13 protein-coding genes are annotated in these 16,239 nt (G+C 73.9%); 6 read left to right on the top strand and 7 right to left on the bottom strand.

All coding sequences use genetic code 11. From position 1 onward, the window contains the following. Positions 1 to 237 precede the first annotated feature (237 nt). Positions 238 to 432 carry a hypothetical protein gene (locus WJM95_RS14275; protein WP_339130064.1) on the top strand — a complete coding sequence of 65 codons (195 nt, stop codon included), beginning with the start codon at positions 238 to 240 and terminating at the stop codon, positions 430 to 432. Positions 433 to 468: 36 nt separating this feature from the next. On the opposite strand, the gene WJM95_RS14270 is transcribed toward WJM95_RS14275, so the two are convergent. Together WJM95_RS14270 and WJM95_RS14265 are read right to left on the bottom strand one after the other, a co-directional pair. After that, complete coding sequence (locus WJM95_RS14270) at positions 469 to 2,106, bottom strand: DNA repair helicase XPB (RefSeq protein WP_339130063.1); 1,638 nt, start codon at positions 2,104 to 2,106, stop codon at positions 469 to 471. A 75-nt stretch (positions 2,107 to 2,181) separates the two neighbouring features. Then, positions 2,182 to 4,740: a helicase C-terminal domain-containing protein gene (locus WJM95_RS14265; RefSeq protein WP_339130062.1), complete on the bottom strand. Its 2,559-nt coding sequence runs from the start codon at positions 4,738 to 4,740 to the stop codon at positions 2,182 to 2,184. A 194-nt stretch (positions 4,741 to 4,934) separates the two neighbouring features. Between WJM95_RS14265 and WJM95_RS14260 the strand changes: the two genes are divergently transcribed. Together WJM95_RS14260 and WJM95_RS14255 are read left to right on the top strand one after the other, a co-directional pair. Then, entirely contained in the window at positions 4,935 to 5,930 is a 996-nt protein-coding gene (locus WJM95_RS14260) for a hypothetical protein (protein ID WP_339130061.1), read from the top strand. Between the two features lie 91 nt (positions 5,931 to 6,021). Next, on the top strand, positions 6,022 to 6,645 hold the full coding sequence (locus tag WJM95_RS14255; RefSeq protein WP_339130060.1) for an HAD family hydrolase: 624 nt from the start codon (positions 6,022 to 6,024) through the stop codon (positions 6,643 to 6,645). A 30-nt stretch (positions 6,646 to 6,675) separates the two neighbouring features. Here the strand turns inward: WJM95_RS14255 and WJM95_RS14250 are convergent, their stop codons facing one another. Beyond that, positions 6,676 to 6,927 (bottom strand): hypothetical protein, encoded by a 252-nt coding sequence (locus tag WJM95_RS14250; protein ID WP_339130058.1) that lies wholly within the window; start codon positions 6,925 to 6,927, stop codon positions 6,676 to 6,678. A gap of 197 nt (positions 6,928 to 7,124) precedes the next feature. Between WJM95_RS14250 and WJM95_RS14245 the strand changes: the two genes are divergently transcribed. Further along, the gene (locus tag WJM95_RS14245) at positions 7,125 to 7,508 is read left to right on the top strand and encodes a cold-shock protein (RefSeq protein ID WP_339130057.1); all 384 of its coding nucleotides are present in this window, start codon (positions 7,125 to 7,127) and stop codon (positions 7,506 to 7,508) included. 51 nt (positions 7,509 to 7,559) lie between these two features. Here WJM95_RS14245 and WJM95_RS14240 read toward each other — a convergent pair whose 3' ends face one another. The 4 genes from WJM95_RS14240 to WJM95_RS14225 all read right to left on the bottom strand — a co-directional run bounded on the left by WJM95_RS14240 (position 7,560) and on the right by WJM95_RS14225 (position 11,138). After that, positions 7,560 to 8,423: a 1,4-dihydroxy-6-naphthoate synthase gene (locus WJM95_RS14240; RefSeq protein ID WP_339130056.1), complete on the bottom strand. Its 864-nt coding sequence runs from the start codon at positions 8,421 to 8,423 to the stop codon at positions 7,560 to 7,562. Further along, positions 8,407 to 9,111, bottom strand: coding sequence for a futalosine hydrolase (locus WJM95_RS14235; protein WP_339135557.1), 705 nt, complete (start codon positions 9,109 to 9,111; stop codon positions 8,407 to 8,409). Before WJM95_RS14235 ends, WJM95_RS14240 begins: the two co-directional genes overlap by 17 nt. Before the next feature lie 20 nt (positions 9,112 to 9,131). Further along, positions 9,132 to 9,638 (bottom strand): DUF2771 domain-containing protein, encoded by a 507-nt coding sequence (locus WJM95_RS14230; protein ID WP_339130054.1) that lies wholly within the window; start codon positions 9,636 to 9,638, stop codon positions 9,132 to 9,134. A 75-nt stretch (positions 9,639 to 9,713) separates the two neighbouring features. After that, positions 9,714 to 11,138, bottom strand: a complete 1,425-nt coding sequence (locus WJM95_RS14225; RefSeq protein WP_339130053.1) for an MFS transporter — start codon at positions 11,136 to 11,138, stop codon at positions 9,714 to 9,716. Between the two features lie 400 nt (positions 11,139 to 11,538). Between WJM95_RS14225 and WJM95_RS14220 the strand changes: the two genes are divergently transcribed. Continuing rightward, complete coding sequence (locus WJM95_RS14220) at positions 11,539 to 12,465, top strand: DUF3027 domain-containing protein (RefSeq protein WP_339130052.1); 927 nt, start codon at positions 11,539 to 11,541, stop codon at positions 12,463 to 12,465. A gap of 419 nt (positions 12,466 to 12,884) precedes the next feature. Continuing rightward, positions 12,885 to 16,043 carry a molecular chaperone Hsp90 gene (locus WJM95_RS14215; RefSeq protein ID WP_339130051.1) on the top strand — a complete coding sequence of 1,053 codons (3,159 nt, stop codon included), beginning with the start codon at positions 12,885 to 12,887 and terminating at the stop codon, positions 16,041 to 16,043. The last annotated feature ends 196 nt before the right edge of the window (positions 16,044 to 16,239 follow it).

Genomic DNA, 16,239 nt, shown 5'->3' with positions numbered 1-16,239 from the left:
GGCGGCACTCCGCGAAGGGAGGCGGGCAAGACCGACGATTCTAGGCGACGGACGGATGCGGGGGCCAATGGTTTTCCCGTCGCCCGTAAGCCGTTTCAGGGTCGGGCCCGGGGATCCCTAGGGGGCGGGGTCCGTCGTGAGGTGTACGGCGCGGGCACCGGAGCGGTACCTGAGGGGTGGGGAGGTTCGGTCCAGGGACCGACGCCGTTCGGGTCGGGACCGTCGCACCATGGAGATATGAGCGCAGCCACTTTCACCCCAGGTCCTGCCCGTCCCGGGCCCGTCGCGCGGGGCGCGACGGCCGTCACCTCCGTCGATCACCGGCACCGCCTCGGCGACGCCCTGAAGGCCGTCAAGGTGTTCGGGCGCGCGGCCATCGGGGTCGTCCTGCTGGGCGAGTACGGAGAGGAGGCGGGCGTCCGGCGCCACTGACGCCTGCGCCCGCCCCTTCGCCGGAATTCCCCGGAACTAGCTCAGTACCTCGTCGGCGTCCATGATCCGGTAGGCGTAGCCCTGTTCCGCCAGGAAGCGCTGGCGGTGGGCGGCGAAGTCCTGGTCGATCGTGTCGCGGGCCACCACCGAGTAGAAGTGGGCCTGGTGACCGTCCGCCTTCGGGCGCAGGACACGGCCCAGACGCTGGGCCTCCTCCTGGCGGGAGCCGAAGGTCCCCGAGACCTGGATCGCCACCGTGGCCTCCGGCAGGTCGATCGAGAAGTTCGCGACCTTCGACACGACGAGCACGCTGATCTCGCCCTCCCGGAACGCGTCGAACAGCTTCTCCCGCTGGGCATTGCTGGTCTCGCCCTTGATCACCGGCGCGTTCAGATGCTCACCCAGCTCGTCGAGCTGGTCGATGTACTGGCCGATCACGAGGATCTGCTGCCCCGCGAACCTGCGCACCAGCGCCTCGGTCACCTTCCGCTTGGTCGCGGTGGTGGCGCAGAAGCGGTACTTCTCCTCGTTCTCGGCGGTGGCGTACGCGAGCCGCTCGGAGTCGGTGAGGTTCACCCGCACCTCGACACAGTCCGCCGGCGCGATGTAACCCTGCGCCTCGATCTCCTTCCAGGGCGCGTCGAACCGCTTGGGCCCGATGAGCGAGAAGACGTCCGACTCGCGCCCGTCCTCCCGTACGAGCGTGGCGGTCAGCCCCAGCCGCCGCCGGGCCTGGAGGTCGGCGGTGAACTTGAACACCGGGGCGGGCAGCAGATGCACCTCGTCGTAGAGGATCAGACCCCAGTCGCGGGAGTCGAACAGCTCCAGGTGCGGGTACACGCCCTTCCGCCGGGTCGTCAGCACCTGGTAGGTGGCGATGGTGACCGGGCGGATCTCCTTGCGGGTGCCGCTGTACTCGCCGATCTCGTCCTCGGTCAGCGAGGTCCGCTTCACCAGCTCGTGCTTCCACTGCCGGGCGGAGACGGTGTTCGTGACGAGGATGAGGGTGGTCGCCTTGGCCTGCGCCATCGCACCGGCCCCGACGAGCGTCTTGCCGGCGCCGCAGGGCAGCACGACGACCCCGGAGCCGCCGTGCCAGAAGTTCTCCACGGCCTGGCGCTGGTAGGGCCGCAGCGCCCAGCCGGTCTCGTCGAGCTCGATGGCGTGCGCCTCACCGTCGACGTACCCGGCGAGGTCCTCGGCCGGCCAGCCCAGCTTCAGCAGGGTCTGCTTGATCTGGCCGCGTTCGGAGGGGTGCACGGCCACGGTGTCCGGGTCGATCCGGTTGCCGACGAGCGGGGCGACGCGCTTGGAGCGCAGCACCTCTTCGAGGACGGGCCGGTCGGTGGTGGTCAGGACGAGCCCGTGGGCCGGGTGCTTGCTCAGCGTGAGGCGTCCGTAGCGGTCCATCGTCTCGGCGATGTCCACCAGCAGCGCGTGCGGGACCGGATAGCGGCTGAACTCCACCAGCGCGTCCACGACCTGCTCGGCGTCGTGACCTGCGGCCCGAGCGTTCCACAGGCCGAGCGGGGTCACCCGGTAGGTGTGGATGTGCTCGGGAGCGCGCTCCAGCTCGGCGAAGGGGGCGATGACACGACGGCAGGCGTCGGCCAGCTCGTGATCGACTTCCAGCAGAAGCGTTTTGTCGGACTGGACGATGAGGGGTCCGTTCACACCCGTCCCTTTCTGCGTGGCGGCACCCGGCGCGGATGCTCGGCCAAACCTCCAGTGTGCCCTACCGGCGGACGGTCACGGCTGGTCGTCGGCCAGCTCCGCGACCCCCGTGACCCGGTGCAGCGGATACGTGCGGACCTCGTCGGCCGTGTGGTCGTACGCCGTGACGAAGCCGCCCTCGACCCGGATCGGGGCGATCACGCGCTGGCTGGCCGCGCCCTCGGCGTTGACGTAGCCGATCCAGACCGCCTCGCCCGTCATCACGGCCGCCTGCATGGTCGCGAGGGTCTCGGCGGAACTCGTGCGGGGCAGGGCGCCGTCACCGGGACGGCCGGTGACCGCGTCGTCCTTGCGCGGGGCCGTCGAGGCGAGGTCACCGGCCCGGATCGCGCGGATCGCGGCACCCAGGAGCGTGGCGTCGGGCACCGGCGGGCCGTCCGGGACCGGCTCGGGGGCCGTGCGCGGCGGGGTGCGGTGGGCGTGCGCCCGGCTGATCAGCACATCGCCCTCCGCCGACTCGGCGGCCGGCGCGAAGCCCATCGTCCTCAGACCGGCGAGCAGGCCCGACGGATCGCTCTGCGCGACCAGGACCGTCGGCGCGATCCGCCGCAGCCCGAACTCCTGCGACCGCTTGTCGGCGAGGATCTCGTTCAGGACCGCCTCGTCGTCGCAGCGGACGTACGCCGACGCCGCCCCGATCCGCAGATGGCCGTGCCGGCGCGCCATGTCGTCGATCAGATAGGCCAGCGGCTGCGGGACCGGCGTACGGGAGTGGGCGGCGAGGAAGGCGTGCAGGTCGGACGCGGAGCGGCCCGCGTCGAGCGCCCGGCGCACCGAGGCCGGGGTGAAGCGGTACACCGTCGCCCCGCCCTTGGACTCGACGTCCGCGAGCACCCCGAGCGTGTCGGCCAGCGGGCGCTCCAGCGGGCCCGGCGCGACCGCCGTCAGATCCGCCTGGAGCAGGACGTGGTCCAGCGGCTCGGGCAGCAGCGGCGCGAGGAGCACGGCGGCCCGGGCCGCCGCCGCGGCCTGCTCGGCCGGGGAGTGCGGCGCGGGAGCGGGAACCGGGGAGGCCGCGGGATGGCGCCGCCTGGGGTGGGCGGGAAGCCGGTCGCCGGGACCGGACGGCTGCGCCGCCCGCGTGCCCGCGGGGGCGGGCAGACCCAGCAGCGCCCGTCCCTGCGCGGACAGCGCGCCCCGGCCGGTCACCCCGAGCAGTTCGGCCTCGGACAGCGTCCAGCGGGCCAGCCGTGCCCTCAGGTCGTCCGGCGAGGGCCGGACCGAGCGCGAGGGCCGCTCCCAGTGCAGCCGGGTCAGGAGCGAGTCCGTGCCGGGGGAGGAGCCCTCGGGAAGCTCGGCGAGCAGGGCGAGGACGCGGTGGCGGACCTCGGGCGCAGCGGAGCGGTCGAGGCCGGGGCCGAGCGCCGAGAGCGTACGGTCCTTCGTGTCCCGCCCGCCGACCAGACCGGCCGTACGGGTCGCCGCGAGCCAGGCGGAGGCGAGCTTCGCCCAGCGCTCCGCGGCGGGCAGCTCCAGCCAGGAGTCGTAGGCGGGCGTGGCCGCGTACCGTTCGTCCGCCTCTCCGTCGGAGGCCACCAGGCCCGCCGCGTGGGCGAGTTCCACCCAGAAGGCGGCGACCGGTTCGGGGACGTCAAGCGCCACCGCCGTCCGCTTCAGGTCCCGCACGCTCAGGCCGCCCGCGCGCAGCACGGCGGGACCGCCCTCGTGCCAGTCCTTCAGCAGCTCCTCGACCGTCGCCAGCGTCGTGTAGGCCTGACCGGCCGCGGTGCTGTCCACAGCCTGTGGACTGTGGGCCGTCGCGGCCTCCACCGCCGGGGCCACCGGCTCCGTCACCCGGTGCGCGCGGCCCGCCCGCAGATGCAGCGCCACCTCCCGCGGCAGGACGACCGTGCCCGGCGCCGTCGGCAGCAGCAGCCCCCGGCCGATCAGCCAGCGCAGATGCGCCGCGGGTTCCGCGGTCACCTGCCCGTACGGCGGCCCCCACACCAGCCGGGACAGCACCTCGACCGCCTCCGCGGGAGCCTCGTCGAGCAGCGCCGACATCCGGCTCCGGTCGGCGAACAGTTCACTGAGCGAGGCCACCGCCGACACGGAGTCATGGGTGGACGCCAGCCCGGCCGCGGTCACGATCTCCTGGATGCGCCCCGGCGACATGCCGGCCGTCGCCTCGCCGACCGTCGGCCCGAGCCCGGTCGGGGAGGGGTGCTGCGGGGCCGGGGCGAGCAGTTCACGTGCCGTGCGCACGAGCCGGAGACGGTCGTCGGGCCCCCACAGGAGCGCCTGCTCGCGCAGCGTCCCGAGCGCGTGCGGGAAGGCCGCCGTGACCGCGGGGTCGCCGTCGTCGCCCGCCAGCAGCCCGAGCAGTTCGTCGTACGTCGCCGGTTCCCGCGCCACGGCCAGCGCCTCCGCCGTCTGGAGCGTGAAGCGGTCCAGACGCTCCAGGGCACGGACGACCGACGCCCGGGTGCCCGCCCTCGTCGCCAGCTGCGTGAGGTCCGTGGGGACAGGGGTGATCAGGTCCGGCCTGGACCGCAGCAGGGCGGACAGCGAGGCGTCGTCCCGCGCGCGGAGTGCTTCCGCCAGGGACCGCGGGGCGGTCGTCTCGGGGCTCATCCTGTCAACGGTAGCGGGTGGCACGCTCCCCGGGCCCGGCCCCCGGCCGTGAACCGCCCGCGGGCCGCGCGAACCCGCCCGCCCGCGGACCTCGTACGGCTGCCCGAGCCACGTCCGGGACGCTCAGGCGCACCGGAAAACCGGTACCTTCGTCACCGCGGGCCATCCAACGCACCAGCCCCGGAGGGGACTTCGTGGGGATCGAGAGCGACCAGCTGGTCTTCGACTATCTGAGCCGGGTCGGAGACCTGGCCCAGCAGCGGCAGTTGCCGTCGGCGACCCGCATGCGCCTGGTCACCGGACTGCGCGAGGAGATCGACCGCCGCCGGGCCGGCGCCGACAGCCCCGCCGCCGTCCGCCGCATCCTCGACCGCCTCGGAAGCCCCGACGAGATCGTCGCCGCGGCCGGGAAGGGCACCGGCACGGCCGGCGCCGAGGCCCGGCCCTGGGCCGCCGTGCCGTCCCAGCGCGCCGCCGCGGAACCCGAGGAGCGCCCCAAGGGACTGCGCCGTGTCGTCCCCCGCCCCCGCCCGGCCCCCGAGCGGCCCGCCGGGAGCGCCGGGGCCGACGTGCCCTCCCCGCCCCATCTGGCCAGCGCCTCCGAACTGGGCGGCAGCCTGACCCGGCCCGACTGGTGGCGCTCCACCGACAGCCCCTTCGGGCTCGGCGACAGCGTGCCCGGATTCGTCGGCGGCGTGGAGATCCCCGAACTGCTCAAGCCGCCCCCGGGCGACAAGGACGGCGACGCGGCGAAGCCGGCCGCCGGGACGACGGCGCCGGCCCCCGAGGCCGAACCGGCCGCCGAGGCCACCGCCGTCCGCCGCGGACCGCGCCGGCTCCTGCCGCGCCTCGGCGGCTGGACCAACCCGCTGCTCCTGCTCGCCGCAGCCCTCCTCGTCGCCGGCGCGGTCCTCGGCAACTGGCTCGCGCTCGGCCTCGGCTGGCTGATCGCCTACGGCTCGCGCCGGCTGACCCCGGCCGAGTCGAAGGCGGCCGTCCTCGTGCTGCCGGGACTGTCCGCCGCGGCGGGCATCGTCTGGCTCTGGGGCCGTTCGAGCGGACGCTGGGGCGCTCCCGTCGCCGCGGGCCACATGAACGAGGCGATGGCCCAGACCTGGCCCTTCGTCGTGCGCGGCGCGGCCGTCGCCTCGGCCCTGTACCTGGTGTGGCGCTCCCAGCGCATGCGCTGACCCCCGTCACAAACCCGTGCCCCGGCCCCGGAGGAGGCTCGGCGGGGTCCGGAGAAAAGGCCTGGACCGGGTACCCGGCGGCCTGGGCACAATGGTCCATATGACCTCACCAGCGCTGACCGTCGGCTTCGATCTCGACATGACCCTGATCGACTCCCGTCCCGGGATCCACGCCTGCTTCGAGGCGCTGTCGGCGCGGACCGGGACGTACATCGACTGCGACCTCGTGGTCACCCGGCTCGGACCCCCGCTGGAACAGGAACTCGCCCACTGGTTCCCGGCCGAGTCGATAGAGGAGACGGCCGGCGTCTACCGCGCGATGTACCCCGAACACGCGATCACCGGCACGCTCGCGATGCCCGGCGCGCGCGAGGCCGTCACGGCGGTGCGGGCGGCGGGCGGACGCGCCGTCGTCGTCACCGCGAAGTGGGAGCCCAACGCGAGACTGCACCTGGACCACCTGGGCATCGACGCGGACGAGGTCGTCGGCAACCTGTGGGCCGAGCGGAAGGCGGTGGCGCTGCGCGAGCACGGCGCCAGCGTGTACGTCGGCGACCACACCGGCGACGTACGCGGGGCGCGCACCGCGCGGGCCTACAGCGTGGCCGTGGCGACCGGTCCGTGCGACGCCGAGGAACTGCGCGAGGCGGGCGCGGACGTGGTCCTGGCCGACCTCACGGAGTTCCCGGCATGGCTGGAGAACCACCGCCGGTGAGAGACGGGGGCCGGGAGCGGGCGGGCGCCGTCAGGAACGGGCCGCGCGCGCCCGGCGGCGGCCCTCGGCGGCGGACCGGAGCACGCCCGCGGCGGCCAGCAGGAATCCCACGCCCATGAGCATGCTCAAGCCGAACATGTAGAACGGAAAGGGTTTCGTTCCGAGGAACAGCGGGGCCACGGTGACCAGTGTGGCCAACGCTCCGACGAAGAACACGATGGCACCGGCACGGATCAGCCGGTCACCGGCTTCGGCGGAATTCACTTGGGTTTTGTCACGCACCCCACCAGGGTAGTTCCCTGCGCGAAGGAACAATCCAGCGACGTCTTGTCACGAGCCGACGGACCATTAGCCTTGGTACCGGCGGGTCGGCGGACCCGCTGTAGTGCTATCCAGAGGCGTTTGAAGGGCAGTTGCCCCTGCAACCGCCCGAGCCGTTCCCCGAGAAGTTTCCGACGAGTACGAGGACGAGGACAGACGTGCCCACCGGCAAAGTCAAGTGGTTCAACACTGAGAAGGGCTTCGGCTTTCTCTCCCGTGACGACGGCGGCGACGTCTTCGTCCATTCCTCGGTCCTGCCCGCCGGAGTAGACGCCCTCAAGCCCGGCCAGCGTGTCGAGTTCGGTGTCGTGGCCGGTCAGCGCGGCGATCAGGCGCTCTCGGTGACCCTTCTGGAACCCGCCCCCTCGGTGGCGGCGGCCCAGCGCCGCAAACCGGACGAACTGGCCTCCATCGTCCAGGACCTGACGACCCTGCTCGAGAACATCACGCCCACCCTGGAACAGGGCCGCTACCCCGACAAGACCTCGGGCAAGCAGATCGCGGGTCTGCTCCGCGCGGTCGCCGACCAGCTCGACGTGTGACCGGACCCCGGCCGCGACGGCCCGGCGAGGTCCGGTGCCGGTGACCGGGGATCAGGGAAACGCCAGCGCGTCCGGCCCGAGGGGCGGCACCAGCCCCTCGGCCGCCGCGCGCGTGAGCAGCCCGCGGACCGCCGCGTATCCGGGCTCGCCCAGATCGGCCGTGAACTCGTTGACGTACAGGCCGATGTGCTGGTCCGCGACGCCCGGGTCCATCTCCTGGGCGTGTTCCAGGACGTAGGGCCGGGAGGCCTCGGGGTCGTCCCAGGCGGCGCGGACCGAGGCCCGGGCCGCCGCGGCGAGCTCCAGCAGCCGCTCCGCTCCCAGCGAACGCCTGGCGATGATCGCGCCCAGCGGGATCGGCAGCCCGGTGGTGTGCTCCCAGTGCTCGCCCATGTCGGCGAGCTTGTGCAGGCCGTAGTTCTGGTAGGTGAAACGAGCCTCGTGGATGACGAGCCCCGCGTCGACCTTCCCGTCGCGCACGGCCGGCATGATCTCGTGGAACGGCATGACCACGATCTCGCCGACCCCGCCGGGGACCGTGTCCGCCGCCCACAGCCGGAACAGCAGGTAGGCCGTCGACCGCTCGCTCGGCACGGCCACCGTACGGCCCGTGAGGTCGGCCCCGGCCTCCCTGGTCAGCACGAGCGGGCCGCAGCCGCGCCCGAGGGCGCCGCCGCAGGGCAGCAGCGCGTAGTCGTCGAGGACGTACGGCAGTACGGCGTACGACACCTTCAGTACGTCGAACTCGCCGCGTTCGGCCATCCCGTTGGTGATGTCGATGTCCGCGAACGTCACGTCGAGGGAGGGTGCTCCCGGGACCCGGCCGTGCGCCCAGGCGTCGAAGACGAAGGTGTCGTTCGGGCAGGGCGAGTAGGCGATCCGCAGGGTGTTCGCGGTGTCAGTCGGTGCGCTCATGAGGGTTCCAACTCTCCAGCAGGGGTGTCAGCTTCCCGAACGCGCCGGTGAGGGCCGCGAGGGCGGCGCCGATGTTCCACGCGGCGCGGTCGCGCGGGCCGACGGGATTGGACACCGCGCGGATCTCCAGGACCGGCACACCGTGGGCGCCGGCCGCCTCGGCGACCCCGAAGCCCTCCATCGCCTCGGCGAGGGCGCGCGGGTGCCGGGCGCGCAGTTCGTCGGCGCGTGCGGCGCTGCCGGTCACGGTCGACACCGTGAGGACGGTTCCGACACCGGCGCCGGTGGCGGCCGCGACCGCTCGTACGAGTGATTCGGGAGGCCGGTGGCTGACGGTTCCGAAGCCGAGCTCGGTGACCGGCAGGAACCCTTCAGGCGCCTCGGCGCCCAGGTCCGCCGCCACGATGTCGTCGGCGACCACGAGGGATCCCACGGGCGCGCCGGGCTGGAATCCGCCGGCGATCCCGGCGCAGACGACGAGGCCGTAGGGCGTGCCGTTGAGGGCCGCTGTGGTCAGGGCGGCGGAGACGGAGGCGGCGGCGAGGGCGGGACCGACACCGGCGGCGAGCAGATCGAGCCCGTCGGCCCGGTGGAGCGTCGCCCCCGGAAGCCGTATCTCCCGCGCCGTGCCGGACGACGCCGCGGCCACCGCTTCCCGCTCCGCGGAGACGGCGGTGGCCACGAGCACCCTCGGCCCGGCGGGGGCGATCAGTTGTCCGAGTCCTTCTTGAACTTGAAGGACCACAGGCCGGTCACCGTCTTGTCGCCCTCCTTGATGGAGACGAGCGTCGAGGTGCCGGTGGCGCCGTACTGCTGGTTGAAGAAGACGCTGCCCGGGATCGTCAGGTACGTCTTCTTGGTGCTCTCGGGCAGCAGCTGCTGCCCGTTCATCAGGATCGTCCAGCCGTTGTCGGCGATCTTCGGGTCCACGCCGAACCGCACGGTCGCGTCGGGGTCGACGTCGATCGACTTGATGTCCTTGGACCGCAGGCAGCTCGTCAGGTCCGACGTCTTCACGGCGTTGCCGTCGTTGTAGCAGTCGGCCTCGGAGCTCACCGACTTGTCGCCGACCGTGACGGTGGCCATCGGGGTCGGCTTGTCACAGGCGGACAGGGCGAGGAGTCCGGCGGAAACGGCGCCGACCGTGGCGACGGCGCGGCGACGGCGCGCAGCGCGTTGTCCATTAGCGGCTCTGCCGCGGGGCAGGGAGGTCATGACCGAAGGCTATCGGGCAGGCTCACCCGTGCCCCCACGTGGGGTGCGGCGTGCCGTACGAGGCCCCCGCGCGGCTCAGGAGACGCGGCTGCGGGCCGATCCGCCGCGGCGTGCCACCAGGAGCAGTCCCCGTACGGTCGTCAGCCACCCGACGGCGACGATCCCGGCGGCCACGGAGAGGCCGAGGGGGCCGTTGAGCGGCATCGCGATGCCGATGGCGCCGCCGAGGACCCAGGCCATCTGGAGCAGTGTCTCGGAGCGCGCGAACGCCGAATTCCGGACAAGTTCGGGGACGTCGCGCTGGATCATCGCGTCCAGGGACAGCTTCGCGAGGGCCTGGGCGAAGCCGGCGATCGCGGCGAGGGCCGCCACCATCAGCGTGCCGAAGAAGAGCGCCGCGACGATCGCGGTGGCCAGGACGAAGGCGACCACGGTCACGACGATGATCTCCGGGGCGCGCTGCTTCAGCCAGGCCCCGACGGCCGTGCCGAGCGCGTTGCCCACGCCCGCCGAGACGACGACCAGGCCGAGCGAGACCGCCGCGCTCTTGCCGGTGAGCGGGTGCTCGCGCAGCAGGAAGGCGAGGAAGAAGATCAGGAAGCCGGACAGGCAGCGCAGCGAGGCGTTGGCGCCGAGCGCGTGGGTGACGGCCGTGCCCACGGTCCGCAGTCCGGGGCGCGGGGGTTTCTTCAGGTGCGGGCCGTGCAGGTGGTCGGCGTCGGCGGCGAGCAGTGCCGTGTCCTCGCCCTTGGCGGAGTCCACCTTGGGCGGCAGCGAGAACGACAGGAAGGTGCCCAGGATGAAGATCGTGAAGGCGCCGTAGAGCGGATAGCGGGCGCCCGCCGACTGGAGCAGGGCGGCGATCGGCCCGGCCACACCGGTGGCCAGGAGCCCGCCTAGGGTGACTCTGGAATTGGCTTTGACCAGGGAGAACGTGGGTGGTAGAAGCCGGGGTACGACGGCGCTGCGCACCACGCCGTACGCCTTGGAGGCGACCAGCACGCCGAGCGCGGCCGGGTACAGCTCGAAGGTGCCGGTGACCACCGCGCTCGCCAGGATCAGGGCGAGCATCGCCCGCGCGAGCATCGAGCCCGCCATCGCGGCCCGCCGGCCGTGCGGCAGCCGGTCGAGCAGCGGGCCGATCACCGGGGCGAGGACGGCGAAGGGCGCCATCGTGATGCCCAGGTAGAGGGCGACCCTGCTGCGGGCCTCGTCGGTCGGCACGGAGAAGAACACGGTGGACGCCAGCGCCACCGTGATCATGACGTCGCCCGCGCCGTTCACCGCGTGCAGTTCGATCAGTTTCCCGAGGCCGGACTCGCCCGCTCCGTGCGCGTGGGTCGCCTTGCGGATGCCGCGCGCGGTCTTGCGCACCGGGAAGTGCAGGGCACGTCCCACCGCACGGACGGACCCGGCGAGCCGGCCCGATCCGCCACTTTGGTTGCTCCCCTTGGCGCCACCGACACCGGTTGCTCCCTGGGGTGACCTCGCGGACGCCACTCCGTCATAGTGCCCCGAGTTCGGGGTGCGTAGTGCGGTTACCGCGCGTACGGGGGCCGAGTGGGGCCCATCTGACGGCGCGGGACGGGTGGGCGGCAGGGAAATCTCCGGCCCGGAACGGCGGGGTCCGGGGCGCGTCGCGTGGCGAAGATCCTCGGCGCGGAGCACCGAAGACGGCCGCCGGTGTGGGCCCAGGGGCCAGGAGAAGGTAGCGTGCGTAACGCGCCTGCGGCGATTGTTCTCGGCCGCGCGCCTCTCGGCCATCCCGCAGAATGGATGGCGTAGGTGCGCCCGAGTGCGATCGGGCGCGGACGTCGACGCGGCCCACCGGTCCGCTCCGTCCGCACCCCCGCCGAGGACTGGCGCACCCGTGAGACGGCGTAGGAGAGAAGCGATACCTGTGAGCGCAGCGACAACGCGAAGCCGCACCCCAGACCGTCTGTGCGCCGAGGCCGTCGACCTCGCGCGCGCGGCCGCCGAGGAAGCCGCCTATCCGGGCGTCGTCGGCGAGCATCTCGGAATGGTCTCCGAGGGGGACCGCGTTGTCACGCACTACTTCGAGTGCAAGGAACCCGGGTACCGCGGCTGGCGCTGGGCGTCGACCGTGGCCCGCGCCTCCCGGGCGAAGATCGTCACCCTCGACGAGACGGTCCTGCTGCCCGGCACGGACGCCCTGCTGGCCCCGGAGTGGGTGCCGTGGAGCGAGCGGCTGCGTCCCGGTGACATGGGCCCGGGGGACCTGCTGCCCACGGACGCCGAGGATCTCCGGCTGGAGCCGGGCTACTCGGGTGAGGACGAGCCCGCGCCGAACTCCGCGGTCTCCGAGGACATGGCCGAGCTGGTGGAGGCGGAGGACGCGGAGGTGACCGCGGGGACGCCCGCGCATCTGCCGATGGTCCCGCGCCGGGGTTCGATCGCCTCCGTGGCCGAGGAACTGGGGCTGCGCCGGGCCCGGGTGCTCTCCCGGTACGGGCTGCATGTCGCGGCCGACCGCTGGGAGGAGTCGTACGGGGCCAAGACCGCGATGGCGCAGGCCGCGCCCGCGACGTGCGTCAGCTGTGGCTTCCTGAACCGGATCGGGGGCTCGCTCGGGCAGGCGTTCGGTGTCTGCGCGAACGAGTTCTCGCCTGCGGACGGGCGGGTGGTGTCGCTCGCGTACGGGTGCGGGGGGCACTCCGAGGCCGCCGTCATGCCGACGCCTCCTCGGCCGCCGCTGCCGGTGATCGACGAGACCCGGGTGGACCCGTTCCCGCTCCGTCCGTCCCCCGACTCGGGCTCGGTCCCGTCGACGACGGACGACTCCGAGGCGGAGCTGGGCCACTCCTGACTGGCCCCTGTGCCGGCACCGGCACCCGGCACGGGCGCGAGCAGCGCCTCCTCGCCCCCTCCGCCCCTACCCGACCCGTACCCGGGGCTCCGCCCGGGACCCCGCTCCTCAAACGCCGGAGGGGCTGAAACTTTTCCCCGGCCGGGGCTGAAATGCGACCGGTTGTGTCGGCCGGAGCCGGAATCTGGGCGCTCCCGCGGCCGGGATCCGGTGTGAGGGGCCGTGCCGGTACATCGATGCCCGTCGCCACCGACGGTCACTCCTCATCCAACGGCGACGGGCTGATGCACCGGCACGGCCCCGACCCCCCCACCGGACCGAACCCGGTGACGTCAGCGCGAGCGACCCCGCGCGGTACCTTCATGCCGCGACCCGGTGCACCATTCGCGGTCGCGCCAGGCGAGAGGGAGAGTGAACCCGTGAGTAAGTTCGTGCGGCCTGCTGCCGAGGGTGCGGACCCGTTCGGCACGGCGCGCCTGCGCCGCGGAGTACTGGACGCCTGGGCGACCAGCCCGGCCAGGTTCCGCGAGGACGCCAACGCCGAGGAGGACCTCGTCCTCGGCGGCTACCGCGACCGCCTCGTCGTGGAACTCGCCCAGAACGCCGCCGACGCCGCGGCCCGCGCCGACGCCCCGGGCCGGCTCCGCCTCACGCTCCGCGACGGAGTCCTCGTCGCGGCCAACACCGGCGCCCCCCTCGACGCCCCGGGCGTCGAATCCCTCGCCACCCTCAGAGCGTCCGCGAAGCGCGACGCCCCCGACACCGCCGTGGGCCGCTTCGGCGTCGGCTTCGCCGCGGTGCTCGCCGTCACCGACGAGCCCGCCGTCGTCGGCCGCGGCGGCGGCGTCCGCTGGTCGCTCGCCGAGGCCCGCGACCTCGCCGGCGGCACCGCGGCCGACAGCCCCGGCCTCGGCGAGGAGATCCGCCGCCGGGACGGCCATGTGCCGCTGCTGAGGCTGCCGTTCGCGGCCGAGGGCACCGCCCCCGACCCGTACGACACCGCGGTGATCCTCCCGTTGCGCGACACCGCCGCCGAGGACCTCGCCGAGCGCCTCCTGCGCACCGTCGACGACGCCCTCCTGCTGGCCCTGCCCGGCCTGGAGGAAGTGGTCGTCGAGATCGGCGACGGCGAGGTCCGCACCCTGCGCCGCACCCCCGCCGAGCACGGCACCGTCATCGACGACTCCCGCGACGGCACGACCCGCTACCGCACCGTCTCCGCGCACGGCCCCCTCGACCCCGCCCTGCTCGCCGACCGCCCGGTCGAGGAACGGCTGCGTCCGCGCTGGTCGGTGACCTGGGCCGTCCCGGTGGGCCCCGAGGGAGCCCCGGCCGGGCCCCGCACCAGCCCCGTCCTGCACGCGCCGACCCCGAGCGACGAAGCCCTCGGCGTGCCCGCGCTCCTCATCGCCTCCTTCCCGCTCGACACCACCCGCCGCCACGCGGCCCCCGGCCCGCTGACGGAGTTCCTGGTGGAACGCGCGGCCGACGCGTACGCCGAGCTCCTCGCCTCCTGGCGGCCGGTGGACACCGGGATCATCGACCTGGTGCCCGGCCCGCTCGGCAGGGGCGAACTCGACGGAGCGCTGCGGCAGGCGATCCTGGACCGGCTGCCCCGGACCGCGTTCCTGCCGCCCGCCGCCCCGCCGGACCGGCTGCCCACGGCCGACGCCCCCGAGGACTGGCCCGCGAGCGCGGCGGAGAACCCCGTCGCCCTGCGGCCGCGCGACGCCGAGGTCGTGGAGGGCGCGGGCGCCGAGACCGTCCGGGTGCTTGCCGAGGTGCTGACGGGACTGCTGCCCGCCGGGCTCGAACGGCGGGTGGAACTGCGCACGCTGGGCGTGGCCCGGGTCGCGCTGACCGAGGCCGTGGACCGGCTGGCCGGTCTGGAGAAGGACCCGGAGTGGTGGTACCGCCTGTACGACAGCCTCGCCGGGGTCGACCCGGACCGGCTGTCGGGACTGCCGGTGCCGCTCGCCGACGGCCGGACGACGATCGGGCCCCGCCAGATCCTGCTGCCCACCGCCGAGGGCTCCCTGGTGGCCCCCGGCACGCTCGCCCGGCTCGGCCTCAAGGTCGCGCACCCGGACGCGGCCCACCCGCTCCTGGAGAAGCTGGGCGCGCTGCCGGCCTCGCCGCGCGCGGTGCTCACCACTCCGCAGGTGCGGGCCGCCGTGGCCGCCTCGCTCGACGACGAGGGCGGGGCCTGGGACGAGGACGCCCTGGACGCGGAGGAGCTCGCGGACACCGTCCTCGCGCTGGTCCGTGACGCCGCGCTCGAACCCGGTGACGAGCCCTGGCTCGGCGCGCTCGCGCTGCCGGACGAGGAGGGCGAACTGGCGCCCGCCGGTGAACTCGTGCTGCCCAAGAGCCCGTTCGCCCGGATCATGCGCGAGGACGAACTGGCCTACGTGGACGCCGAGTTGGCCGACCGCTGGGGAGAGCAGCCGCTCGCGGCCTGCGGCGTCCTCGCGGGCTTCGCCCTGGTGCGCGCCACCGACGTCGTTCTCGATCCCGATGAACTGGAGCCGCGGGACGCGGACTTCGCCGAGCCCGACGACGCGGGCCTGCTGGACGCCGTCGACGTGTGGTGCGAGGACGTCCTCGACCGGCTGCCCGACTCGCCCGTGCCGCCCGTCGCCACCGAGATCGTGGCCGTGCGGGACCTGGACCTGGTGGACGACGACCACTGGCCGCAGGCCCTCGCACTGCTCTCCAGGCCGCCGCTGCGGGACGCGATCATCCAGCAGGTGCGCGTCCTGCTCCCGGACGGCAGGCACGAGATCGTCCGGCCGTACACGGCGTGGTGGCTGCGCGGGCACCCGGTGCTCGACGGGCGCCGCCCGGCCGGTCTGCTGGCTGCCGGCGGCGATCCGCTGCTGCGCGGTCTGTACGACGAGGCCGACGCGACCGGCTTCGACGACGAACAGGTCCTGCGGGCGCTCGGCGTCCGTACGTCCGTGGCCGCCCTGCTGGACGAGCCGGGCGGCGCGGCCGAACTACTCGACCGGCTCGCCGACCCCGACCGCCATGTCACCGGGGCCCAACTGCACGCCCTGTACGGCGCGCTGGCCGATCTCGACCCCGAACAGGTCACCCTGCCGGACGAGTTGAGGGCGGTCGTGGACGGCGAGGTGCGGGTCGTGGACGCGGCCGACGCGATGGTCGTGGACTCACCGGATCTGCTGGCCTTCACCGGCGGGGTGCCGCTGCTGCCGGTGCCTCCGGCGCGGGCCGCCGAGCTCGCCGAGCTGTTCCAGGTGCGGCGGCTGAGCGAGTCCGTCACCGGCGAGGTCACCTCCGAGGGCACCGAGCACGAGGTACCGGAGTCCGTACGGGTCCTGCTGGGCCCCGCGACCCCCGCCTCGTACGTCGAGCACGAGGAGCTGGTGGTCGACGGCACCGAACTCGACTGGCGCCGCACCCGGGACGGAGTGCTGCACGCCGCCACCCTGGAGGGCGTCGCCGCCGGACTCGCCTGGTCGGCGGCCCAGTGGCCCCGCCGCTTCGAGGTCGCCGCACTCCTGGAGGACCCGTCGCGCACAGAAGAACTGGCCCGCGACCGCTGGTTCGACTGACCTGCCCGAAGCATGCCCGGCCCGGCCCCGGACCCGTCCGGGGCCGATCGGCCGGGGCGGCCGGGGCGGTCCGGGCGGGCGGGACGGCGGAGGCGAGGGGCCGCCGAGTTCACGGTTCCTTCACCCGGTCTTCAATGTCCGGGCACTCTGGCCTTCCGTCGGCACGCGGCCCGGGGCGGCCGGGACCCAAGTGCGG

The organism is Streptomyces sp. f51 (genome assembly GCF_037940415.1).
In the GTDB taxonomy this organism is placed as follows: domain Bacteria; phylum Actinomycetota; class Actinomycetes; order Streptomycetales; family Streptomycetaceae; genus Streptomyces.
Note: the sequence above shows the minus strand (reverse complement) of the source record. Positions and strands in the feature narration are given on the sequence as shown.

Excerpts from the sequence above, each read along its gene's own strand:
- WJM95_RS14275 (WP_339130064.1), top strand. The coding sequence starts at position 238 with ATGAGCGCAGCCACTTTCACCCCAGGTCCTGCCCGTCCCGGGCCCGTC.
- WJM95_RS14265 (WP_339130062.1), bottom strand. The coding sequence starts at position 4,740 with ATGAGCCCCGAGACGACCGCCCCGCGGTCCCTGGCGGAAGCACTCCGC.
- WJM95_RS14255 (WP_339130060.1), top strand. The coding sequence starts at position 6,022 with ATGGTCCATATGACCTCACCAGCGCTGACCGTCGGCTTCGATCTCGAC.
- WJM95_RS14240 (WP_339130056.1), bottom strand. The coding sequence starts at position 8,423 with ATGAGCGCACCGACTGACACCGCGAACACCCTGCGGATCGCCTACTCG.
- WJM95_RS14230 (WP_339130054.1), bottom strand. The coding sequence starts at position 9,638 with ATGACCTCCCTGCCCCGCGGCAGAGCCGCTAATGGACAACGCGCTGCG.